The sequence below is a fragment of the Tenacibaculum sp. M341 genome (genome assembly GCF_004337695.1).
Classification (GTDB): domain Bacteria; phylum Bacteroidota; class Bacteroidia; order Flavobacteriales; family Flavobacteriaceae; genus Polaribacter.
The window spans coordinates 20937-45543 of record NZ_SJXJ01000012.1 but is presented as its reverse complement, the minus strand read 5'-3'; the positions used below and the strand labels follow the sequence as shown (position 1 = coordinate 45543).

13 protein-coding genes are annotated in these 24607 nt (G+C 31.2%); 5 read left to right on the top strand and 8 right to left on the bottom strand.

Annotated elements, in window-relative coordinates; translation table 11 throughout:
* Window positions 1-13 precede the first annotated feature (13 nt).
* Both EYW44_RS14455 and EYW44_RS14450 read right to left on the bottom strand, forming a co-directional pair.
* On the bottom strand, window positions 14-3181 hold the full coding sequence (locus EYW44_RS14455) for a TAT-variant-translocated molybdopterin oxidoreductase (protein ID WP_132724384.1): 3168 nt from the start codon (window positions 3179-3181) through the stop codon (window positions 14-16).
* A gap of 69 nt (window positions 3182-3250) precedes the next feature.
* Entirely contained in the window at window positions 3251-4549 is a 1299-nt protein-coding gene (locus EYW44_RS14450) for a c-type cytochrome (RefSeq protein WP_132724383.1), read from the bottom strand.
* A 219-nt stretch (window positions 4550-4768) separates the two neighbouring features.
* Here EYW44_RS14450 and EYW44_RS14445 point away from each other — a divergent pair, with 219 nt between their 5' ends.
* On the top strand, window positions 4769-5125 hold the full coding sequence (locus EYW44_RS14445) for an SPOR domain-containing protein (protein WP_132724382.1): 357 nt from the start codon (window positions 4769-4771) through the stop codon (window positions 5123-5125).
* A gap of 57 nt (window positions 5126-5182) precedes the next feature.
* Here the strand turns inward: EYW44_RS14445 and EYW44_RS14440 are convergent, their stop codons facing one another.
* The 4 genes from EYW44_RS14440 to EYW44_RS14425 are packed head-to-tail and all read right to left on the bottom strand — an operon-like array spanning window position 5183 to window position 10441.
* On the bottom strand, window positions 5183-5785 hold the full coding sequence (locus tag EYW44_RS14440) for a TetR/AcrR family transcriptional regulator (protein WP_132724381.1): 603 nt from the start codon (window positions 5783-5785) through the stop codon (window positions 5183-5185).
* 7 nt (window positions 5786-5792) lie between these two features.
* Window positions 5793-7001 (bottom strand): NADH:flavin oxidoreductase/NADH oxidase family protein, encoded by a 1209-nt coding sequence (locus EYW44_RS14435; RefSeq protein WP_132724380.1) that lies wholly within the window; start codon window positions 6999-7001, stop codon window positions 5793-5795.
* 27 nt (window positions 7002-7028) lie between these two features.
* Window positions 7029-8609, bottom strand: coding sequence for a GMC oxidoreductase (locus EYW44_RS14430; RefSeq protein WP_132724379.1), 1581 nt, complete (start codon window positions 8607-8609; stop codon window positions 7029-7031).
* Between the two features lie 5 nt (window positions 8610-8614).
* Window positions 8615-10441, bottom strand: coding sequence for a fatty acid desaturase (locus EYW44_RS14425; protein WP_132724378.1), 1827 nt, complete (start codon window positions 10439-10441; stop codon window positions 8615-8617).
* A gap of 154 nt (window positions 10442-10595) precedes the next feature.
* On the opposite strand from EYW44_RS14425, the gene EYW44_RS14420 reads away from it, so the two are divergent.
* Genes EYW44_RS14420 through EYW44_RS14405 form a run of 4 tightly spaced genes read left to right on the top strand, consistent with a single transcriptional unit; the run spans window position 10596 to window position 13578 of the window.
* Complete coding sequence (locus tag EYW44_RS14420) at window positions 10596-11261, top strand: DUF6796 family protein (RefSeq protein ID WP_132724377.1); 666 nt, start codon at window positions 10596-10598, stop codon at window positions 11259-11261.
* Entirely contained in the window at window positions 11254-12927 is a 1674-nt protein-coding gene (locus tag EYW44_RS14415) for a CRTAC1 family protein (RefSeq protein ID WP_132724376.1), read from the top strand. Before EYW44_RS14420 ends, EYW44_RS14415 begins: the two co-directional genes overlap by 8 nt.
* A 1-nt stretch (window position 12928) precedes the next feature.
* Window positions 12929-13195 carry a hypothetical protein gene (locus tag EYW44_RS14410; RefSeq protein ID WP_207893801.1) on the top strand — a complete coding sequence of 89 codons (267 nt, stop codon included), beginning with the start codon at window positions 12929-12931 and terminating at the stop codon, window positions 13193-13195.
* Window positions 13192-13578, top strand: a complete 387-nt coding sequence (locus tag EYW44_RS14405; RefSeq protein WP_132724375.1) for a hypothetical protein — start codon at window positions 13192-13194, stop codon at window positions 13576-13578. The genes EYW44_RS14410 and EYW44_RS14405 overlap by 4 nt, the downstream gene beginning before the upstream one ends.
* Here the strand turns inward: EYW44_RS14405 and EYW44_RS14400 are convergent.
* Window positions 13565-15970 carry a hypothetical protein gene (locus EYW44_RS14400; protein ID WP_243643670.1) on the bottom strand — a complete coding sequence of 802 codons (2406 nt, stop codon included), beginning with the start codon at window positions 15968-15970 and terminating at the stop codon, window positions 13565-13567. The genes EYW44_RS14405 and EYW44_RS14400 overlap by 14 nt on opposite strands.
* A gap of 42 nt (window positions 15971-16012) precedes the next feature.
* Window positions 16013-24607, bottom strand: a complete 8595-nt coding sequence (locus EYW44_RS14395) for an EndoU domain-containing protein (protein WP_165872232.1) — start codon at window positions 24605-24607, stop codon at window positions 16013-16015.

The following is a 24607-nucleotide window of genomic DNA, read 5'->3' as shown; positions in this document are numbered from 1 at the left end:
TCACTTTACTTAATTATGCTTCGTTTGTATTTCTTACCTTCACTTGGTAAACTACATTTGGTTTAGTTCCAATGTAATCTAATACGAAGAAAGCTCTCTTATCTTCTGCTAATTCTGTAACAGTATCTTCAGAGTTATTTACATCTCCAAACACCATTGCTCCTGTTGAACAAGCTTGTGAACAAGCAGTTTGGAATTCATCAGCTTTAACAGCTCTTCCTTCTCTCTTCGCTTTTAAGATCGTAGCTTGAGTCATTTGGATACACATAGAACATTTCTCCATAACTCCACGAGAACGTACTACAACATCTGGGTTTAATACCATCTTACCATAGTCATTGTTCATGTTAAAGTCAAACTCTTCATTATCTGAATAGTTGAACCAGTTGAAACGACGTACACGGTATGGACAGTTGTTTGCACAATAACGAGTACCTACACAACGGTTATAAGCCATTTGGTTTTGACCTTGACGACCATGAGATGTAGCTGCTACTGGACATACTGTTTCACATGGTGCGTGATTACAGTGCTGACACATCATAGGTTGGAAAGCAACCTGTGGGTTTTCAGCTGGATTCTCTAAAGCATCGAATAAATCTCCTTTGCTTAACTCTAATACTTTCTCTGTATATCTTCTTTCAACTTCTTGGTTAGCTAAGTTAGGATTTTGAGCTTTGAACTCTTCCATTGTCATCTTAGCCTCGTGTTGTTTATCTACTACTGTAGATGAATAGTAACGATCAATACGTAACCAGTGCATATCTCTACCTACACGAACTTCATCTTTTCCTACTACTGGTACGTTGTTTTCAGCATGACATGCTACCACACAAGCACCACATCCAGTACATGAAGTTAAATCGATAGATAAGTTGAAGTGGTGACCGATACTTCTATCATGGTCATCCCATAAATCAATAGTACTACCTTCAACTTCTTGGTGATCATAAGAAACCATGAATGGCTTATTCCAAGTATGTTTAGGGTCTAATGATGTATTATTTACTTCAGCTAAAGTAGCTTCACGTAAAATATCGTGACGCCCAGCTAAAGTACTCTGAACCTGAATACAAGCAAACTTGTGACCAGACCCAACGTTTTTAACAGTAACATTAAATTGATTGTTATTGCTGTTTGTATATAATGGGTAAGCATTTACACCTACCTTCATTTCATCTTTTAATCCTTTTTCTCTACCATATCCTAAAGCTAATCCAAATGATCCTTTAGCTTGACCTGGTTGAATAATTACAGGAACAGTTACATCTACACCGTTAACTGTTACTTTAGCATAATTACCATCAATTGCTCCGTTATCTCTTACTGGATTCTCAAAATTTAACTCTTTAGCATCTGCAATAGACACTGTTAAATAGTTATCCCATGAAGCACGAGTAATTGGATCTGGTAATTCTTGTAACCAAGGGTTATTTGCAAGCTTACCATCTCCTAAAGCTGTTGATGAGAATAATGTTAATTCGTAATTATTAGAAGTAATTTTAGCTAAAGCTTGTGCAGCTCCTGCTACTAAAGAACTTGCTGAATCTACAGTAGACTCTTCCGCTCCTGTTGCTTCAGACACAACTTTTTCAACTTCTTCAGCAACTACAGATGGTACTGTAAAAAATCCATCATGTAATGCTTTGTTCCAAGAAGCACCTGTTAAACCAGTTGTTGCCCAGAACTCTTTTAATGTATCGTAGTAATTCTTAGTTGCTCCAGTCCACTTTAATAAAATGTCTTGAATTTGACGTGTTTTAAATATTGGAGCAATCGTTGGTTGCATTAAGCTGTATTGACCTTTAATAGCCATTACATCTCCCCAACTTTCTAAGTTATGAGGTGCTGGTAACGCAAACTTAGCTGCTGTTGCAGTAGCATCGTTTTGCGTAGAAATTGCTACAGAGAAGTCTAACTTCTTCATAGCATCTTCAAACCCAACAATTGAATAAGCTGGATTGACATTATATGTTATCAATCCTTTAGCTTTTCCTGAATTTACATCAGAAATTAACTGAGCAACTTTAATATCATCTCCTTGACGGATCATTTTTGTTGCTACAGTGTCTATTATTGTACTATTTAATGCTTTGTTAATAGCTAATGCAATTAACTGGGCATTTTTATCATTCATTCCTGCTAAAACTACCCCTTTGCTACCAGCCTTTTTTAAGTCTTTTGCTAACTTTTTAATTTCAGCATCAATTGGTGTAGCAGCTGAAGGTAATCCAGATCCAGTAATTTCGTTATATAACTTTACTAATGCTTGAATTTGAACTGAAGGCTTCGCTACAATTCTTTTATCTGCATTAGCACCAGCTAAAGACATGTTACTTTCTATTTGAACATGATAAGACATTTTACCTGTCTTAACCTTACGACCTTCTGCGTAAGATTTTTCATATCCACCTTGCCAATCTCCTAAGAAATCAGCTCCAAAAGAAGCGATCACTTTAGCCTTACTTAAATCGTAATTTGGTAATGCACGAGTTCCGTACATTGCTTGAAAAGCATCAGCAGTTCCACTTTCAGAAATTGCATCGTATGTTACATGTTTAACATTTGGATACTTTGCAATAAAATCTGCAATGATTTTTTCTGTTGATGGACTAGCTAAAGTTCCTGTCATTAAGTATACAGGAGCATTTGCTTGCTTTAAACTTTCTAATTTAGCTAAGATCTCTTTGTCAGCATCTTCCCAAGAGATAGCAGCTTCACCTTTTTTAGGCTCTTTCAAACGTAATCTATCATCATATAAAGATAACACAGACGCTTGTACACGTGCATTAGTTGCACCTCCTGCCTCTTTGTTAGGCATTATTTGAATAGGACGCCCTTCACGAGTTTTAACTAATACATTTGCAAAATCATATCCATCTGCAATAGTAGTTGCATACCAGTCAGCTACCCCTACAACGATGTCGTTTGGTTGTACTACGTAAGGAATTGATTTTCTTACTGGTCCTTCACAAGCTGCTAAAGAAGCAGCCGCCGTAGAAAAACCTACATATTTTAAGAAATCTCTACGTGATGTAGATGTGTTCTCTAGGGTTTCTTTATCTCCTAAAAACTCATCTGTAGGTATTTCTTGAACAAACTCTTTAGTACGTAGCGTATCAACAACTGAACTATCTTTTAGTTCCTCAACACTTTGCCAGTATTTTTTGTTTGAAGCCATTTATTTGTTTTTATTTAACGATCGAAAGTTTACAACTTTCAATTATTGAATTCTTAATTCCTTACTTTATTAATAGTGACACTTACCACATTCCTTACCACCTAACTGTGCGATAGTAACTTGATCTACACCGTACTTTTTAGCTAAATCAGCATGGATTTTCGCATAGTACTCGTTTCCTTTCAAATCAACATTTGTCTTCTTGTGACAATCAATACACCATCCCATTGTTAATGGTGAATGTTGATACACTTCCTCCATCTCTTCGATTGATCCGTGACATTCTTGACACTTAACACCTGCTACAGTAACGTGCTGTGAGTGGTTAAAGTAAGCGAAATCTGGTAAATTATGAATTCTTACCCAATCAATAGGTTTTGTTTCACCTGTGTACTCTAATTTTTCTTTATCCCAACCTACATGCTCGTAGATTTTTGCGATCTCTTTGTCTAATTCTTTCTTTCCTAAAACTCTTCCTCCGTCTTCTAAAACCACTTTAGTTCCTTCAGCAACTTCAGCAATATTCTTATGACAGTTCATACAAACATTTAAAGAAGGAATTCCTGAATGCTTACTATGCTTTGCAGCAGAGTGACAGTATTGACATTCAATCTTGTTGTCTCCTGCGTGAATTTTATGTGAGAATAAAATAGGCTGAACTGGTTGATAACCTTGATCAACACCTACTTTGAATAATGTTCCAAATAACACATATGCTGTCATTAAAGCTCCAAAGATTACAAATAACACATGTAAAAATGTATTCTTCTTAATTCCTTGCCATAACTCAGCAGCTTGCCCCATTAAACCTGGAGTTTTTGGTGCACCTTTTAATTCGCTGATTGTTTTTAACAAGTTAGCTATGATTAAAAACGCAACAATAATAGCCAATGCTAAAATCCAAATTAAAGATTTAGAAGCACCTGGTTCAACATCTTCTTTAGTTTCATCAACTTTATCTTTACCACCACTCCCTATATTACCTACAGTGGTGTAATATAAAATATTATCAATTTGCTCATCTGTAAACTGAGGAAAAGCTGTCATATTAACCTGCTTCCACTCATTATAAATAGCAATTGCATCTTTGTCTCCAGATTTTCTTAATGCAGAATTATTACGAATCCACTTTTTTAACCAAGCGTTTTCTCTTCTTTCTTCTACACCTCCTAATGCAGGACCTGTAGATTTTGCATTTAACTTGTGACAAGAAGCACAATTTGCGTTAAACAACTTCTTCCCTGCTTTCTGACGTTCAACATCAACATCTTGCGCGTTTATCGAAAAACTCACTAAAAATAAAGCCAAAAATGTAAGGCTTTTGTATAGGATTCGACTAAATTTACTGTGATAATTCACACTTTTCATACTATCAAATATATTTTTCTGTCTATTTAGGTACGACGTTTTTTGCAATCTTTGGTTTTATACCATTTACACAAACACCGACAAAATTACTACTTATCTATAAATTGTGAAATGTTAAGAGATTCCTAATTTGTAATTTATATCAATTCTAAATAACAAAATCCAGCAATCTATTAAACTACAAGTCGTTACTTTTGTGATAAAGATTTATAAATAATTATGCTTAGAAAATATTTCATTCTTTTAGTATTAGGCTGTTTTACTTGTTTTTATGGTAATTCTCAGTCTGAATACACCAACAACAAAAGCATCAACTCTTTGCTAGCTAAGAAGAGAAAATACAATGATAAAAACGGAACTGGTTTTAGAATTCAACTGTATAATGGGGCTGAAAAAAGAGCTAGAAACATCAAACAAAATTTCAACTCAAAATTCCCTGGGGTTTACTCTAAGTTAAAATATGAAACACCTGATTGGAAAGTACAAGTTGGGAGGTATCAAAACAGATTAGAAGCTGATAAAGCATTGAATAAAATTAAAGAAAAATTTTCAGGAGCTATAGTAATTCCTTTATAGTTTTTCTTAAATTCTCATATAAAAAAGCCAGAACTGAAAATTCAGTTCTGGCTTTTTTTAAGCGATTATTAAGGCTTTCATTCTTAGTTTAAAATACTGATTTACTATATTTTCTAAAGATAAATTATCTTCTTTAAATCTTGAAACATCTGTCATTATAGACATGATAAAAGCTTCATCCATTGCTATGAGTAACTTCGTATTAAACTGATTAAATCTTCCTAAATTCATTCCTTCAACATAGATTAAATTCAGCGTGTTTAAAACATTATTTGTAAACTCATAAACCTTTGCCCAAACATTGGGATAAAAACGTTTAATTTGATTTAAAAAACCAATAGACATTCCATCTATTCCCTTGCATATTTTAAAAAATAGCTCTTCGTACAAATCAACTATATCAACGTTTTCTGGTAGCTCTTCGTAAATGGCATCTTCTAAATTAGAAAGCACCATTAAAATAACTGTTTCATATATCTCTTCTTTTGTTTTAAAGTATGTATAAATTGTGCTTTTACTTTTATTAATTGAAGCCGCTATTTCATCTAATGTTAATTGATTTAGCTTTTTATCTTGTAAAATAAAAAACAATTCTTCAACCCATAATGTAGCTTTTTTTGATAGCGGTTTTCGCTCTTTATCTATTGACTTTCTTCCCATTAATTATTTAAAACCAGCCTTTACGTAATTCGTTTGTTGTTAATCTTAAAACGGCAAGATAAGGATTATAATCAGGCTTTAATTCTTTTCCCTTGGCTAGCTGATGAATTTGATAATCGTAAAAACCAGCCTCTGCAAAATCTTTCATTTTTTTAATTTTAAAATTAAAAGTTGCATCATCAACCTTGGCTTGTTCGTCTTTTAAAAACTGCTTAGGAAAATCTTTATCTACTAAAAAAGGTCGGGCAAAACCAATCATTTCTAGTTCTTTATTTTCTAACACCTGATTACAAAAAGCATGTGAACGAAAACCTCCGGTTACCATCATAGGCAGTGCTGTTTCTTTTCTTATTTTTTTTGCAAAATCTAAAAAATAGGCTTCTCTTTGCTTTGTAGATTCTCTTTGATAACGCTGAGTTAAAAAGATAATGTTTTCGTAAGTTCCTCCTGATATTTCTAATAAATCTATTTGTAAACTTTCTAACTTTTTTATCACATACAAGGCATCTTCTTCATTAAATCCTCCTCTTTGAAAATCGGCACTATTTAATTTCACTGAAATAGGATAATTTTCTCCTAATTCTTCTCTTACTCTTTTAACAATATCAAATAATAAGCGGGCTCTATTTTGTATACTTCCTCCATGATTATCTGTTCTTTGATTGGTTTTTGGTGATAAAAACTGACTTAATAAATACCCGTGAGCTGCATGAATTTGGACTCCTGTAAATCCAGCTTTCTTGGATAAAATTGCTGTGTTTACAAATCTATTTTCAACATCTTTTATCTGCTCTACATTCATTGCTTTGGGCTTAGCAAAAAGCATTAACTTCTTTAATTGAATAGCTGATGGTGCTATGGGTTTGAATGTAGAAAAAATAGATGCTTGCCTTCCGGCATGATTAATTTGTGCCCATAATTGTGTATCGTTTTTTGTTCCAGCTTTTATCATTTCTGAAAGCTTTGACACCCCTTTTTCATCTTCTAAAACAATATTAGCAGAAGCTTCTTTATACCTTGCATCTACCATAATATTACCTGTAATTAAAAGTCCTGCTCCATTATTTGCCCAATGATCGTACAAATGAATCAACTCTTTTGTTACCTCTTGTTTTTTATTAGCCAATCGCTCTGTCATTGCTGCTTTAGCTATTCGATTTTTAATCATTACTCCACAAGGAAGTGTGTATGATTGTAATAGTGCTTTCGTATTCAAAATATCTTTTTTGTATCAGTTATTGAATTATTTTTTGTTTGGAATTTTAGACATCGCCAACTCTGTAATTGCTGTAATTGATAATGACGGATTCACTCCTGGATTTGCTGAAATCATAGATCCATCACACACATACATGTTTTCATATCCAAACACTTTGTTTTCTTTGTTTATAACTCCATTAGTTACATCTTTCCCCATCACAGCTCCTCCTAAAATATGTGCCGTTGTTGGAGTACCTAACATAACATCTGCAAAATTTGAATAAGGAATTGCTTTTACCTTTTTTCCTAAAATCTTGGCTAATTTAGAAGCTTCTGGAATAAATCCGCTAGGTGCAATAGACGACTCTTTTTCTGTTTTTAATAAGGTTACCTTACCTAATTTGAATCGTAAAGTACTATCTAAAGTCTGCATAAATAAAAGTACTGTTGTTCTGGTGCTGTAACTAGTACTGAATATTGTTTTTAAAAGTTTTAATGGCGATTTTAATAATACTGCAAATACTCCTAAAATTCTAACAATTGCATACTTGTGATGTACTGATGGAATGGTTAACATTTTAAAGAAACTTGATCCTTTACCATACCGAACTGGTTCTAAATGGCTATTTTTATCGATATGCAAAATTGACCCAATTGCTATTCCTTTGGTATAATCTTTTGATTTTTTTTCTGTGGAAGTTAGTAAGAGTAACGATTCATTATTGGTTCTAATATTGCCTCCAACCATTGCTGATAGTTTAGGCAACGAATTTTTCTCTTTTAACTGTAATAAAAGAGGTACTGTACCCATAACTCCTCCAGAAAAAATGACACTTTGAGTTTGTACTAGCTTTTTCTTTTTTTTACCAATACTATTTTTGAAAAAAACATGGTAGCCATCCACTCCATCAGTGTTATTTAATGGTACAACATCAAACACTTCATGTTCTGCTATAATTTCTACACCTAACTGCTGTGCTAAGTACAAATAGTTTTTATCTAGTGTGTTTTTGGCATTATGTCTACAGCCTGTCATACAGGCTCCACAATGAATACATCCTGTTCGTTTAGGTCCTTTTCCATTGAAGTATGGATCTTCAATTGTTTGTCCTGCTTTTCCAAAATGAACTGCTACTTTAGTAGTGTCAAAATCTTTTTCTCTATTTAAATCTTTCGATAAATCTTGAATTAATTCATCTGCGGGTCCAAAATACGGATTATCCTCAGCTCCTAACATTTTGTAAGCTTCTTTGTAATGAGGCTGTAACATTTCTTCCCAATTATTCAATCCTGCCCAACTACCCGAATTAAAAAATTCTTTTTTAGGCACAGGTAGTGTATTTGCATATGTTAAAGAACCTCCTCCTACTCCTACACCAGACAAAACAGTTACATGATTTAAATAAGTCATTTTAAAAAAACCATGTAATTTTAAACGTGGTTCCCAAAGCCACTTCTTTAAGTTCCAATTAGTTTTAGGAAAGTCTTTAGCTTTAAACCACTTTCCTTTTTCTATTACTAAAACTTTATACCCTTTTTCTGCTAATCGTAAAGCACTTACTGATCCTCCAAAACCACTTCCTATAATTACGTAATCGTATTTTTTTATTTCGTTTTGCTTCATGATTATTACTTTATTTTTATGTTTGAATTAGGCATACACATACAAGTAAGAATGTAAGATGCTTGTTTTTCGTTGTCTAACAACACTGTTTGTTCTTGTGTTTTCCAGTTTATTTTTCCTTCTTCTAATTTAAGTTTACAGGTTCCGCATTGACCTTGATTACAAGCGTATGGTATTGAAACTTTGTTTCTAATAGCTCCTTCTAAAATTGTTTCTGATTCATATATTTCAAAATCATTCCCTAGAAAGTTGACCATGTATTTTTCTCCTGCTAACTTTTCACTTTCTAGTGAAAAATCTTCCTTAAATATTTTTTCATTTGTAATACCTAAAGAATTTAAGGCTTGTACCGATGCATTCATCATTAATTTGGGACCACACAAAAAATAATTACTGACTTCAGTATGATTTTTTAATAAGCTAACTTGATTTTCTTTAGTCAAAATATCGTAGGTGATGATTAAACCGAATGTATCTGAATACTGCTTTTTTAATAATTGTAACTGTTCATTAAACATGACATCTTTAGAAGATCTACATCCATAAATAAGCACAACTTTAGATAAATTATCTTCCAGTACTTTTTCAATCATTGATAAAATAGGTGTAATTCCACTACCTCCTGCAATGAATACATTAGTTTTTATTGATTCATCATTTACAAACTGAAAACTTCCATAAGGTCCTGCTACATTAACTCTTGCTCCTTTAGATAATTTATCAATTATGATATTTGACAACTTCCCTCCTTTTACTCTTTTTACTCCAACAATCAGTTTTCCTTTGTTTGGATTGGATGATATTGAATAACACCTACTCACTTTTACTCCGTTTACCAACATAGAAAGCACTACATACTGTCCTGCTTTGTATTGAAATGGAATATTTTCTAAATTTTTAAATTGAATTGATACAGCATCATGCGTTTGCTGTTTTATTTCTTCCACCTCTAACGAATAACTCCATGTTAATCCATTTAAAACATCTGAATATGTATTTGTTTTATCAAATAAACTTTTATTTCCTTTTTTAAATCCTTCTATCGGCGATGAAGCTTCTATCAATTCTTTTTGAATCATTTGATACCTTTTTTTGTAGTTGTAAAATGGTACTCTTGGATATAAATGATGGATTAAATGATAGCTTTGAAAAAAAGACAAAAATTCTAACCCTGGTATGGTTACAATTCTTGTATTGTGATATTTTCCTAAATTATGATGTGGATAGTGAGGCAACCAATCGAACGTAAATCCTAAAATAGGTGCTGCTATTAAAGCCGGTAGTAAAAAAACATATAGAAAAAAGGTAAACTGATTATTGTATATGAATAATGTTACTATTGCTATATTTAAAATGATGAACAACCAAGTTTGATTTTTTGTACGCTTCATGGCTTCATTAGTGTTACTGTTCGCTCCTAAAGAACTCACATAATAATGCCCCACTAATGTTAAACACCTAAAAAAGACTTCTAACAGATTACTTCCTCTAACATATCCATCAGGATCTTGTTCTGAATCATTTGTGTGTGCGTGGTGCTGGAGGTGTATGGTAACAAATGCTTTGTATGGAAAGAATAATGCCATACCCGATATCCAACCAATAATGGTTTCTAATTTTTCAAAACTAGCGTTTCCCCTAGCTATATTTCCATGACTTGCTTCATGAATAATTGTAAAAATGCTGTAAGCTAAAAAAGTACCTACTATTACTATTAAAGATTTAGGCATTGCATTAAAATTAAAATACAATGCTGCATAGCCCATACAAATAATTAGAAAAATTATAATTGTAGGGTAAGCTACTGATGTTTTATGCTTTGTAAAATTCATTCTTAAAAAATCAAACTATAAATACAAATATAGTTCGTTTTATATAATACACAAAAAAAGCCCCTAAAAAATAGGATTTCTCTAAAACAAATGATTTTGTAAGAAAAAAAACTAATCCTCGACTTAAGCTTCATCAATTTGTTTATAACTCATTATGAAACTAACAAAAACTTTAGGTATTATTGGTCTTTTAGCGTCTATTCTTGTAGGACTAGGAGAATATCTTTTACATTATTCTACTAATATTTTAGAGCATTCTAATAATTATGACTTTTTCAGTTTTGTTAATCAAAGAAACTTAACTTGGGGGCACTTTTTGTCTATTATTGGCTTGCCTTTATATTTTGGTGGATACATACATATTTATAGAATGTTAAAAAATGGCAATCCTTTTTTAGCCAAATTGGTATTAGCCTTAGGTTTTATTGCTTTTGCTGTAGGAGGCGTTTGGATTGGCTCTAGATCTTCTATTGGAAATATTGTTCACCTAAAAAGTAGTTTAGATTATTCCATTTATGAAAAATTACTAAATCATTATACAAATCATATGGAAATATTAGTAGAAGCCCTCAGAATTGTAATTGCTCTACTATCTATTTTCTTTGTTATAACAATACTTAAAGGTAATACTTATTATAAGAAATGGATGGCTATTTTTAATCCTATCACTATACTGATCACTTTAGTTATTATAGGTAAATTAATTCCTAATATCGGAAAACATATGCTACCTATACTAATGAATGTTACTCATTTTATACTTTTTTCTATCTCTCTAACACAATTAAATCAACATTTAAAATCTAATCAAAATGCTTAAAAAAACTCTCAAAACATTAGGATTAATAATACTTCTCATTGTATTATTTATTTTAGGATTCTTTTGGAAAGATGCAAATTTTAATAAATACGACAACTTTATTACCAAAGATAAAGTTCCTGTTTTTAATGAAGTTGAGCTTGGATTTAATCATAAATATAATAACGTAAAATCCTTACCTATTGCTCCTTCTGCTCTTATTGATATTAATAATGATAATGTAGACGAAGTTTTCTTTGGTGGAGGAATGAACCAAGATGACGCTTTATTTGCTTTTAAAAATGGAAAATTTATAGACATATCTACTGATGTTAATCTTCCTAAAAAAGGTAATGATGTAACATCTGTAGGAGTAGTTTCTGCTGATTTTGATAATAATGGTTTCACTGATTTGTTAATCAGTAGAGAAAACGGACTGGTTATTTACTATAACTCTAATGGTAAATTTAGTTTAAAAGAAATTAAAACTCCTATTAATGAAAAATCTACCCCCGCAGGAATAACTGTTGGTGATATTGATAAAGATGGTGATTTAGACATTTTCTTAGCTACTTATATTAAAAAAGAGTTAATGGAAGGACAAACTATTTTTGAAGATTATAATTATGGTTCAACAAGTGAATTGCTGTTAAATACAGGTAATGAAAACTTTGTTAGTATTACTAAACAAGCTGGTTTAGACTATGTACACAACACTTTTCAAGGGGTTTTTGTTGACATTGACAACAATGGTTGGTTGGATTTAGTAGTTGCTCATGATACAGGTGAGGTTAGAACATATAAAAACAACGGTGATTTAACATATAGCTTAAAAGAAAACCCTTTAACCAAAAAATTTGCTTACCCAATGGGTATTGCCGTTGGTGATTATAATAATGACGGATTGGTCGATTTTATGTTTTCAAATACAGGAAGTACACTTCCAAGATTTGTAGCTAAAGGAGATATTAAAGATGCTTCTAAATTTAATGAAAAATGGATTTTATTTAAAAATGAAGGAAATTTTAAATTTACTGATGTTGCTGAAAAAGCTAAAATTGCAAACTATGAATTTTCTTGGGGTACTCTTTTTGCTGATTTAAATAATGATGGTCTACAAGATTTAATTGTTGCGGAAAACTATGTAGACTTAGCTCCTAACAAGTTGTTTAGGTTACCAAGTAGAGTGTTAATTCAAAAAGAAGATCATACGTTCTCTGCTACAGAAAAAGAAAGTAATTTAGTGAATCCTCATTTTGCTATTACACCTTTAATTAGTGATTTTAATAAAGATGGTTATTTAGATTTGATTTGGACTAATATTAACTCTCCTTCTTTAGCTTATATAAACAATGGTGGTAAAAACAACTTTATTCAAATTGATTTAGGTGAAAGCTATGCTGTACATGGTACAACTGTTAGTGTAAAAACTCCTACTAAAAAACTTAGTGAGTATTTGGTTACTGGTGAAGGTTTAGCCTCAGATCAAACTTCTTTATTACACTTTGGTTTAGGAGAAGAAAACAAAGTTTTAGAAGTTTCAATGTCTCTAAGCAATGGTAAAAAAATATCAATTATAAATCCTAAGATTAACTCAATACTAAATTTAAAACCTACTGTTAAAAAATTGGTTACTGAGTTTAATAATGAACAAAAAGAGAATAATTTAATTCAAAAAAACAACTAGTATGATTAATTTTTTAAAGAAAATATTCGGAAACAAATCTGAAGAAATAAATGCTGAATTATCTAATGAATATTGCCCTAATTGTTGGGGAGATCAAGAATATGATAATTTAATTAGAGAAAAGTATATTGATAAACAAATTGATGTTAATAACCATAAAGCTAATTATGCTTTTGTACAAGATTTTATAGTTACACATATGAGTGGTATAAAACTAAAAAGTTCTGTTGAAGGACTTCAGTGTCCAACTTGTTCATTAAAAAAATGAAAGACTCCATAATATCTTTTTTAATTTACTTTTTATTTATAATAGGTATTATTGGTTCTGGTCATTTAGTTATTGAAGAAATAAAAACAGCTAATGGATGCCCTAAAATTATGGGAATACCAATATGTGTAATTATTTTTATATGTTTTATAATTCCTTTTTTTTCTCATTTAAAAAGAAGGTGGAACATTCTTTATTATACTTTAACTGGAAGTGCATTAGCTATTGCTACAATTGCATCAATATTACAATTTACAAATAACGCGGAGTGCCCTAAATCATTAAACGGCACTCCAAAATGTTATTTTTCTTTTTTAATTTTTCTAAGTCTAATATTATTAAAGTTCTTACATTCTAATAAGAAAAAATTTAAGGCAAATTAATTGGTGCATTGTTATGATAAAATTGAGCATACTTTAAAGAGAAATAATCCTCAATCTCTTTTTCTGATTTTTGATTAATAATCATCGTAAATACTTTATCAATATATTTCTTTTTAAAATCAGCTAATATTCCTTTATCATTTAAAACATCCTCATAAGTTAATTCTACAAGCTGCTCTTGCATCCAACGATGTGCTTCATATTTCTTTTCTCTAGCTTTTAAATCTTTCTCATCACTTTCTAAAACGTAATTCCCTTTTTGTTTTTCAGCTGTTATTAAATTTAAAAGTCTGGTATAATCTTCTTTTACTTTTTCATCTAATAATACTGATTGTGCATATAACTTTTTTAAACTTTTAAATGAAATTCTATGATATGCATCAGAGAAATCTTTGTATTTGTAAAGTAAATCTAGATAGCTAACTGCTGCTTTTTTATACTTTTTATCGCTATTATTTTCATTTTCTTTTAAGTTTAACGACAATAAATCAAGGTCATTCATAACTGTTTTTAAACTTCTGACCGTTTTAAAATCATCCAAATAAATTAAAGCATTTATTTCATCACTTACTTTCGGATGAATTCCTCTAAATACATGCTCTCTATACTTAAACTGAAACTCTCTTTCTTTTTTTTCTCTTTTTGCTCTTTCAAAAGATATTTTAGGTTTATTTACATCAAAAGCATAACTGTAATTAAAGGTTACCGTTAATTCACTTAAAGCATCTTGATTGGTTGTATTTCTGAACAATTGAACTGCATTTAAACTTATATTGTGCTTTTTAGCCAATACGGTTCCTGCACTAGCTCTAAAATTCAGCACCCCAGTTGTTATATTTTTATTGTTACTATTATTATAAGCAGCTCCAAAAGTTGTATTTAGTTTATTTTTAAAAAATAGTTTGTTTAAATTTAAGGAACTTCCCCAAGCATTGCTATCATCTCTTCCAATATCACTGTAATTATAGTTTAAAGAAGAAGAGATTGTTAATGATTGCTGAGGAAAACCAATAGTATAAACTGTATTTCCATTATGAAAATTATTCGCTTGCCCTACTCTAATAATTCCGTTTTCTTCATTTGCTGATGAAGCTAAAGAATAATTTAAATTAATAGTTTGTGTACTATTTTTTTTCTTAGAAAAAACCCAATTTAAATTAGCATTTGCATTCTGAGATAATTGTCTGTAGTTTAAAGCTTCTTGATCTTCATCTGTTAAATCATTATCGTTAATATCATCAAATTGATTCAAATTCTGATTGGTAAATGAGGTGAAATTTGAATACATTCCTGATAATGTAAGTGCATCATTTATTTGATAGGTTGCATTTATACTACCAACTGTTCTTCCTAATGATTGTGTTTTTTGATTGTTTAAATTATCTCTTTGATACCCTAAGTTAAACGATACATTTATTTTATTTTTATAAAAAGGTCTGGCTAGATTTAAGGTTATATTTTCAAAATCATTATTAAAATAATAAGCTCCCAAAGTTTCATAGTTAGGATCAATTCTTTCATAACCAAGTCCAACTTTCATACCGCTAAAATTCATATCTAACCCTGCTTTTAACGCATTGTAAAACTCTGTAGATGTTTTATTATTAAACAATATTCCAGCTATATTTTTTGGTGAAATAGTACTTTCATCAGCTCTTAAATCTTGAGTAATTGCTGTAGATGCATACTCAGCTCTTAAAGTATATTTTCGTGCAATAGTCGTTTCTCCATTAATACTTATAACCAAATTTTCTTTCGGTTTTATATTTCTTTCTTCTGGTATTGGTGTTATTGAATTAATTTCATCTTTTGCATAAAAACCTATCAATCCTACTTTATAATTTGGCTTCTCCCAAGATAATTTAGCTCCGTATCCCATTCTTTTATAGGCTGGCAACGTTTGTTCATTTCCATCATCTTCTGTTGCTTTTAATAAGCGCCCGTACATAGCACTGAATTTTAAGGGGGAATTGGGTGTTAATTCAATACCTCCTCCTGTAAACTGATGACCACTTAATGTATATGGAGAGAAACTCATCGTAACATCTCCAATATGTGCTTGTATCCATTTATAACGTGGATGCAAACTCAATCTGTTAAACTTAAATGGCAATTGATAATCAAAGTTTTCTCCTTGATTTGAAAAACTATAGGTAAAAGGCACACTAAAAGTCAACCAACTTACATTTACGGTTCCTTGTAAAAAATAAGTAAATGGTATACGCGCATTTCGGGTATTGGAATTATAATAAATAACATTTGCATTTATATTTCCGTTTACCTTTAACTTCGTAGATTTTGTAATACCTTCAATATCTAAATTTTGAGCATGTACTTTTATTCCTAAAGAAAATAATACCACTACAAGGATTCTATTTATAAATCTTTTCACCTTCTTTTCTTTTAAATAACTCTTACAAATTTTCTAAAATCATTACCTAACATCAGGATTTATCTTCATATTTCTTATGTCAAAACCTCTTGATGCTAATTCCTCTATCACAGCTTTTAAAGAATCTAAACTTGGCGAATAATGTCCGCTCTTAGGTCTAATTTCTAACGTCTTTTTATTTATAAACCTAAACTCTCCTCCGGTAATAATATCGCCTCCATCTAGGAAACTTGAATGGTGGAAAAATCCTGGTCTTCCAATACCTGCATAAATACTACCGTCTTTATCCATGATAAAAATGATCTCTCCATCTAGAAATCCTTTAGTTTTTGATAGTTCTTTACCGTTGGTGTACAATACTCCATTCTTTACAGACACCTCATATGGTTTTCTTTCTTCTGCAGTTTTTAGATATTTTACCCTATCATCTGATCCTTTTAACTTATTCGGCCAAGGTTGAAAGTCTTTTGAATAATCTTTATTGGTTTTCCCTATATTTTTACCTTTGAAATCTTTATAAATTCCAAACATTTTAGATAATGCCTCGTAATCTTGTTTCATACTGGCATCTGCATACATTAATCTGATAAAATCATGGTATGACCAAGGGTCGAAGTATAATGTTGCTGCTTCTACTTGTTCTTTTAATGTTTTTTTACCTCCAAAAAGTCCTAGTTCTATATAATCACCAGTTCCTTCTTTGATGTTCGACGGAATTTCTCCTAAATCACTACGAGCTCCTTTATGATATTTTCTAAACGGAGTTTCATGAACTATGGTTCCATCTTCATATAACTTTACAGAACCATGACTCGCATAAAATTCTTTGTTAGTTAGCTCTGATATTTTAATTGCTACCTCTTCTGAATTACAAGACAACAAACGTATTTTTTGTCCATCAGGAAGCTCTTCTATTACTTTAGCAAGTATAAAAGCTGAAGCTATTTTTGTTTCTCCTTCAACATTCATTAGAAACTCACCTTTATCATTAGAATGTACAATAATGTCTATAATACCATCATCTTTGGTTCCTAATTTGTATCCTAACAAGTCGATATTTTTAGGAAATGCTCCTTCATTGGCTTCTAAAATTCCTTTTAAAATGTTTTTTACATCATTGGAATGCACAAAACTTCTAATGCTTGGTAATTTTTCGAGTTTCCCTTTTTTGGTTACTGGATAATATGTTCCAATAGTACCATCAGGTTTTAGTTTGAATCTAATTTCAATTTTACCATCTTTAGAAAAACCGTATAATAAATCAGAGCTCAGCGTTCCATCAGCTCTCTTTATGTATCCTTTGTTATTATTAACTGCATGAATTACATTTTCTAAAATTTCTTCATCTGTCATATCTACAGGAAAGAAAGATGACTCGCCTCCTACTTTTGTATTTCCAACTCCCTTATGATACTTGAAATTATTACCCGTAACTTTTACAAACTCTTTATCATGAGCATATAAAATTGGCACTCCTTTAAACACTCCATTTTCATCAACCTCTATTTTTTCAATTGCATAACTTCCGCCATTTCTTTCTACATAATCTTTTAAGGCTTTTTCTGTATGAGGTCCTTTGAAACCTTCTAAGTCGAACTTTTTACCATGAACTGTTACTGATGCCTTTTTAAAGTTTCCTTTACTATGTGCAATTCCTAAAATATGCTGCGAAACATTCTTCACCTTTTTTCTGACTTCATTTACAGGCACGTGACTTGCCTTTGAAGTACTTCTAACAAAACGTAACTTTATGCTTCTATACTGATTTGAACTATTTACTGACTTACCTAAAACCTCTACTTTATCAAACCCTAATTCTTTATTCCACTGACCAGCTTTTGTTGTAAAAATTGCTTCTTCAATAGATAATCCTTTATCTATTGCTTTTTGAAAATCTTTCATGTTATCATCTAGATCTTTAACTGAAAACCATTCAGATCTTAAAGCATCTATTTTATTAATATCTCCACCAGACATTTCATCAATCACAGCTTGCCTAACAACTTTTCCTGAAGCGTAAGGTGTATTATCAAATTTTGTCTGTAAAGAAAATTCTGCTTCTACAGTATTTATTTTGTCTACGAAACTACCACTACAAAGTTCTTTTCCTGATGCTTCATGTATAACAATATATTCTCCAGATCTTCCAGGCACATTGGTTAATACTTCATGTTTCATTTGGAAAACTGAATTTGCATTTTTTATAGCCCATTCATCTAATAAATCAATTTTTTTCGCAAACTTTTTTAACGCTTTTAAATCTCCTTTAAACTTTTTCTCAAATAAATCTTTTAGTTGATCTGTAGATAAAACTTCTTTTAAAGATGCTAACAAACCTTCTGGTGAGTCTGCTAAATCAGGAAACTCTTTATTCATGAAGTCATTTATATCTTCAAGAATTTCATTTCTACTTGCCTTTTTCATATCTGGAATATTAGGCATCCAAGTACCTTTATAATATCCAGTTCTTTTTCCTATATGTAAAACACGATATACATTTTCAAGAATTCCAATTCCCATTCCTTTTTTGTAAGATTCTACCAAACTTTCATAAGTGGTAAACAGTACAGGAATATGACTTTCTTCTAACTGTTTCATCGCCTCTACTCTATGCATACCATCTTGAACTATATTGGTCCCATCTGGTAGTTTTATAACTCTAACAGGGTTAATTCCATCTTCGGCATCAACAACTTTAAAGCCTTCGGTTGAGAACATTTCTTTGTACTTTTCAACTCCATTTTGTTGTGATTTTCTTGGAGCTGGATGTACTGTTGTTAGTTCATCTATCTTGATGTCTATAAAATCATCTGGATAAGCACTTCCTTGAGGGAAAGTTTTAACTACTACATTTTTATATAGTGGTTTAAATTCTTTAGAAGTTTCAAAAAGAACATAAATATTTTTACCGTTATCTTTTAGTTCAACTACTTTATCGTACCCAAACTTTTTCATAACTCTTCCTCCTGGAGTTGCTAAAGCTACCTCATGCTTATCTGAAATTGTTTTTTCTAACTCTCTATATTTATTATAACTTAATGCTGCTCCGTTCTCATATGCTTTCGGATCTACAGCCCAGCTAACTTCTATTCTTTTAGGTTTAAAAGTTTTTATTGCTTCTTCAACTATTTTTGTTCCTAAGCCTTGCTTTTGTAAATGAGGTGGTAAGTTGATATCAAATCCTATAACATCTTTATCTACAGTAACAAAACCAACATTAAACTTCTCTCCTCCAAATAATTCAAGTTCTATTTTATTACCAGTACCTTCATTTATGGCAATATTATTCCATAATCTATCAGATTTACCTGCTTCACTTGCTTTCCATACTTTATATCCGCCACCTCTCTCTATAATTTCACTAACTGATGTAAGCTCATCAATGTCTGTTTTTACAGCTCTTTCTGCCTCTAGTTTTTGTAAAACTCTCCAACCAGTAATTAAATCAAGATCATTTGCAAACTCTTCTAAACCATCGTCTGTTAAATATTTGAAATCAACAGCAAACTTTTCTATAATTCCTGCTTCTTCTGCTTCTAATATTTCTAGTTCTTTTTTTAAGGATGCTAATTTTGGATTATTTCCTAACCTTGTTATAAAACCACTTTTATTTTTAGCAATAGCTTTACCCAATGTTGTTAACAACTTTTTAGCTTCATCTACCTTATTTGCTTTGTTAGTTTTTACTGCATCTTTTAAATATTTAATTGTGATTTTTACGGCATTCTCTAACTGACCTGGATATTTATTTAAAAACTTCACCAGCTCATCTTCATCAAGTTTATTAAATGTTTCAAAAACAGTTTCAACAACTTTCTTTTCTGGTAAGTTTTTAACTAAGTCTACTGAGTTTTTAGCGATTTCTATTCTCTTTGATAAAGTAGATGCCTTCTTAATTTTATCGTATACATCTATACCTGCATCTCCCATAGAAACCAGTCCTGTTATTGCAGATAATGCATTTAGAACTTCTCTGTATTTTCTGTTCTCTTCAGAATCACTGATAGCTGTTGCTGTTAATGACAAACCACTACTTGCTACATCTAACATATAAAACGCTTTTCGCATTTTATTTACAGAAGAAAGTCCTTTAATTGCTGTAATAGCACCACCTGATGCTAACAAAGAAGCGACATCAATTGTAGTACTTATTCCTTGTTCTATCGTTTCTTGTCCCGCTTTATCTGAGCCATACATAGCTACAATTGCAGGTAAAGGAACATCGGTTAATTTTGCACTTTGTTGAATACCTTGTACGTTTCTATCTAAATCTTTAACTCCTGATAAATTAGAAACATTAATAAAGTTTATCAGATCAAATGGTCTTAGCTTTTTAGGTTTACTCGAATTTGTTGGAATGAATCCTACTTCTTGAAATTGTTCTAAACTAATTTTATTTTCATCTTTTAACCAATCGTAAGAAATATCGTATGTTTCTAATGAGTTTTCTAGGTAATTATTAGAAGCTTCATCTGCTATTTGAAAAAACACATTACCATACAAAATTGACTTTCCAGTAGCTACAACAAAATTATTATAGTCTAAAACAAAAGTTCTTTCTCCTAAATCATTGTTTGTTTCTATAGATCTTTGCTCATAAAAATCTCCCGATTTCAAAGTCATCTCCGTAAGAATTGAAACTAACTTTAATGCATTCTTACTTTCGGTACCAAAATCATGTATTCCATCATACAGTTCTTTAAACAAGAAGCTTTTTTCCTCTTTTTCACTATAATAATTTCGTCCTTCTAAGCCTGTTAAGATTTCTTTATAATTCTTCTTATCTGCTTTTTTCAAAAGATTTAAAATTGCACCTTCAAAATCACTTCCAGGCACACTTCCCTCTGTAACCAAACCATTATGTACTATTTTACTTAAAAGTTGAATGATTACATCAGATCTAAGTTGTTTGATATCATCTTCAGCAGCTAGATTAGATACTCTTGCTATTTTGCTACGATTATGTTCATCTATTAAGTCTGGATTAGCATTGTACGCTAAAATAGATGCACTTAATTCTTCTCTTAACTTAAATAAGTTATCTTTTACATAATTGTAAAATAGTTTTTGCCATTCAAAACTATTGGCTGGTAACTTGGTACTATTTCTAATATAATTTGTAATTGTAGAATTAAGACCTGGTGTAGAAATAGGAACAGAAGATTGTGTACTGTCACAAAATAAATCTCTTATATAACTATCGAAATTTGAAGATAAACTACCAATACACAGTTTACCTTCATCATTCCAATCTGCATACCTTCGTGTAATCTCTTGCATAAATCTAGGGTACAAAGATTTTAACTCAGCCATTTTGTTTCTCAAAATTTGGTCTTCAGTTGAATTATACTTTGTAAAAGCCCACTTTATACTTTCTGCTGTAATAGATTGTTGTCCGCCTTTAGTAGCAAAATTTACTTTCTTTACGTCATTTATTAAATTACTCGAAATACTTTGTACCGGAAACTCTGTAATATCTGTTACTAAACTTTGCTCTTGATAAGGTTTTAAAGCTACTTTTTCTCCATTAATACAATAAACATAATAGCTTAACGTGTTGTCTTTTTTACCTAAAGCATAAAGAATTGACTTTTTATTTTCTGCATATGTTTTTTCTAAGTCTATTCCAAAATCTTTGGAGTTATAAGCCTTCCCTTTTTCATCAAAATATCCAGTTAAAATAGTGCTATCATCACTAGTTTCAAACTTCGCCGTAAATACTCTTTTGTCAATGGTAAATTTTCTAAGTGTACCTGGTACAATGTTTAAAAACTGATTAAACTTAGTTTTATCCATTTCTCCACTAGTTCCGTAGTACCCGTAGAACCTAGAAACATCTGCTACTTCATTTGGTAAAACTATGTATTGACCAGATGGTGTAATAAACGTAAATGTTTTATCGCTATTTGTTCCAAATTTTAACGAACTAAATAAACCTGGTCTGGCATAATGCTCTCCTTCTTCATCTTTATCAAAAATTCCAAGTCGTAATTTTGGATTATGAATTTCCTTCCAATGTACATATGGTATCTTTTCTCCTTTTCCGTAATCTAATAACCAACTGGTTGCTTTTTCTTCATACCCATAACTTTTAGATGAAAATGGATGTTTCAACTGAAAAGCTCCATGCCCTAACTCATGCGCAATTGTTCTTTCGTTTGCTCCACTATTCATAAACAAGTACCCAAACTGTTTTCCTAAAGGCATAAAACCTTCTTCACCTCCTTTAGATGGTTTCTTGTTTGTTAAAATTAAATAGTAAGCTTTCTTATTAAAATCATTTCGAACTTTTAAAGCACCATTAATTGCTTTTTGCTGCTCTGTATATTGTGATAAAAATTCACTTTCTCCACTTTCTATTGTATCATCAGATACCAAACGCTCCAAATCATTTGTAAAGTCATTGATTTCTTTAATATTCAGCTGAACTAATGCTTGCTGATAAATGCGTTGAAGTGTTTCTTTAATTTTATTGGTATTACTATTTGAAGTATTTACCAATACGATATCAACTGCTTTTATTTTAGCTTGATATTGAATAAAAGCTCCTGCAACTTCGTACTTATCGCCTTGTTTGATTACTGCCTGAGTTTCTACACTATTATCTGTAAGTGTTCCTTTTAATTCAAAAGTATACGAGGTTGCCGTGCTATCTACTTTGGTTAATGCAATACCATCTTTGGTTTTAAATACAATGTCTGATGGCTTTATTTTAGCATCTGTAATATCTAATTTGGCTATAATTCGCTCTGTTGTTCCATGTGCAACTGCTTTATAAGGAATGAAATAATCATCATTAAGTTTCTTATATAAATCTTTCGTTACTTTATCTGATTTCTCGTATGTATCGAAACCATATTTGTTATCATCTGCATTTTCAAATGTTACTATAACTCCTTTAGCTGTAATTGCAGTCGCTTCTCCTTGGTTATTTACCCCATTTGTGTTTTCTGAATTACTCGCACCTCCTTCTGCTGCTTCTCCAGTTTCAGTAACATTTCCTTCCGCATCAACTGTCCATGTTTGCCCATTAGCATCTGTAATTACCTGACCTTCTCCTCCTGGTAATTCTACAATTTCTCCATTTGTACCAATAACTATAATATCTCCATTCGGGTCTACTTGTATATCTTCAATTACAAAATCTACGGTATTTGAAGGTAGGTCTCCATCTCCACTTACAAAAACATCATTTACATCACTAACACCTCCCCATGTAGGATCGTAAGTAGTTCTTATAACTCCATCTGTTAACTGATAATCTTCATTAATTTTTACTGATGAAAAAGTAACCGCAATTTTAGTATCTGCTAAATAAGGAACTACAATAAAACCTGTACCTGTAAACACTCCATTACCTCCTTGTACTTGTTTTACAGTAATCGGAAAATCTCCCGCAGTAAAAGATTCATTAACTCCTATATTTTTAAGAGGTTCTAAATTTTTAATTTCTATTTCAGGAATAATTCCACAGTTATATGTAGCTACCTCGTCTTTTCTTGGCATGGTAAACTGACTGATACTGCTATAAGTATATGCTTGCTGAAAATCGTTCAATTCATTACAAGTTCCTCCTACTCTAAATACATACGTTTCCCCTTGTTTAAGATTTGATATTTGTGCCTGATTATTATAAGTATAAACATCAAACCACTCAGCATCTGGAATATCTTCTCTTTTATATTGAACATGGTACTTTTTATGATCAAAACTTCCTTGCCATGTAATTTTTACACCACTACTATTTAATGCTTCCGATAAAATAAAAGAAGGAGCATCACATCTATTGGTATACGTGAAATAGTATATTTCACTATATCCATCATTTTTAAAAACCGAATTTTCAGATATTCCTGTAATTGATTTTGCTTTTACACGCCAAGCATATAATTTTTTAGGTAATAATACTGGTTTACTAATATCATATAGTAAGGTTGTGGTATTTATCGTTTCGGTATAATAATTTGGTGAAGCTAAAAATGCTGCTTGCGGATCAATGTTTCGATCCCAAATTTCTCGTAATTCAAAATCATAACTCACATTAGTAGCGTTTACATGCCTTGGTGTCCACTGAAAAATAATATTCATAGGATCTTTAGCTACTAATTGATCTCCTTTAAAAGGTAAATTTAAAAACGGTGGATCATTTAATATTAAAAAAATATCTGAACAACCTGTTGCTGGGTTGTTTATTTGCTGATTGGTAATAACATCATACACTTCCCAACAAATACTATACATTCCTTCTGGTAAAGGTTTGTTGTATTGCTCTGGATTTATACCTACCAAATTATTCAATTGAAAATAAGCTCCTAAATCTAAATTTGTCAATTGTTGCAACACTCCTCCGTTTAAAAATATCTGGGGTGCACCTGATACTACATCTCTAGATTGTATGTTTAAACCATTTCCTTTAATTCGTAGTTTTAATCGTACTTGTCTGTTACTTGCTACTACATCTGTTAATAAAACATCTAATCGAAGTTTTACATTTGTTGCAGTGGTATAATCACTTAATTTAGATGAATATGGTGGTAATACTGTTTGAGTAACTTGTACTGGATAACGCTGTGCATTTACAGAAATACACAGTACTAAAAAGCACAGTTTTATAATTTGATTGATGTATGTTTTCAT

Bases quoted from the DNA above. Each gene is read 5' to 3' on its own strand.
- EYW44_RS14455 (WP_132724384.1), bottom strand. From the start codon at position 3,181: ATGGCTTCAAACAAAAAATACTGGCAAAGTGTTGAGGAACTAAAAGAT.
- EYW44_RS14450 (WP_132724383.1), bottom strand. From the start codon at position 4,549: ATGAAAAGTGTGAATTATCACAGTAAATTTAGTCGAATCCTATACAAA.
- EYW44_RS14445 (WP_132724382.1), top strand. From the start codon at position 4,769: ATGCTTAGAAAATATTTCATTCTTTTAGTATTAGGCTGTTTTACTTGT.
- EYW44_RS14440 (WP_132724381.1), bottom strand. From the start codon at position 5,785: ATGGGAAGAAAGTCAATAGATAAAGAGCGAAAACCGCTATCAAAAAAA.
- EYW44_RS14430 (WP_132724379.1), bottom strand. From the start codon at position 8,609: ATGAAGCAAAACGAAATAAAAAAATACGATTACGTAATTATAGGAAGT.
- EYW44_RS14425 (WP_132724378.1), bottom strand. From the start codon at position 10,441: ATGAATTTTACAAAGCATAAAACATCAGTAGCTTACCCTACAATTATA.
- EYW44_RS14420 (WP_132724377.1), top strand. From the start codon at position 10,596: ATGAAACTAACAAAAACTTTAGGTATTATTGGTCTTTTAGCGTCTATT.
- EYW44_RS14415 (WP_132724376.1), top strand. From the start codon at position 11,254: ATGCTTAAAAAAACTCTCAAAACATTAGGATTAATAATACTTCTCATT.
- EYW44_RS14410 (WP_207893801.1), top strand. From the start codon at position 12,929: ATGATTAATTTTTTAAAGAAAATATTCGGAAACAAATCTGAAGAAATA.
- EYW44_RS14405 (WP_132724375.1), top strand. From the start codon at position 13,192: ATGAAAGACTCCATAATATCTTTTTTAATTTACTTTTTATTTATAATA.
- EYW44_RS14395 (WP_165872232.1), bottom strand. From the start codon at position 24,607: ATGAAAACATACATCAATCAAATTATAAAACTGTGCTTTTTAGTACTG.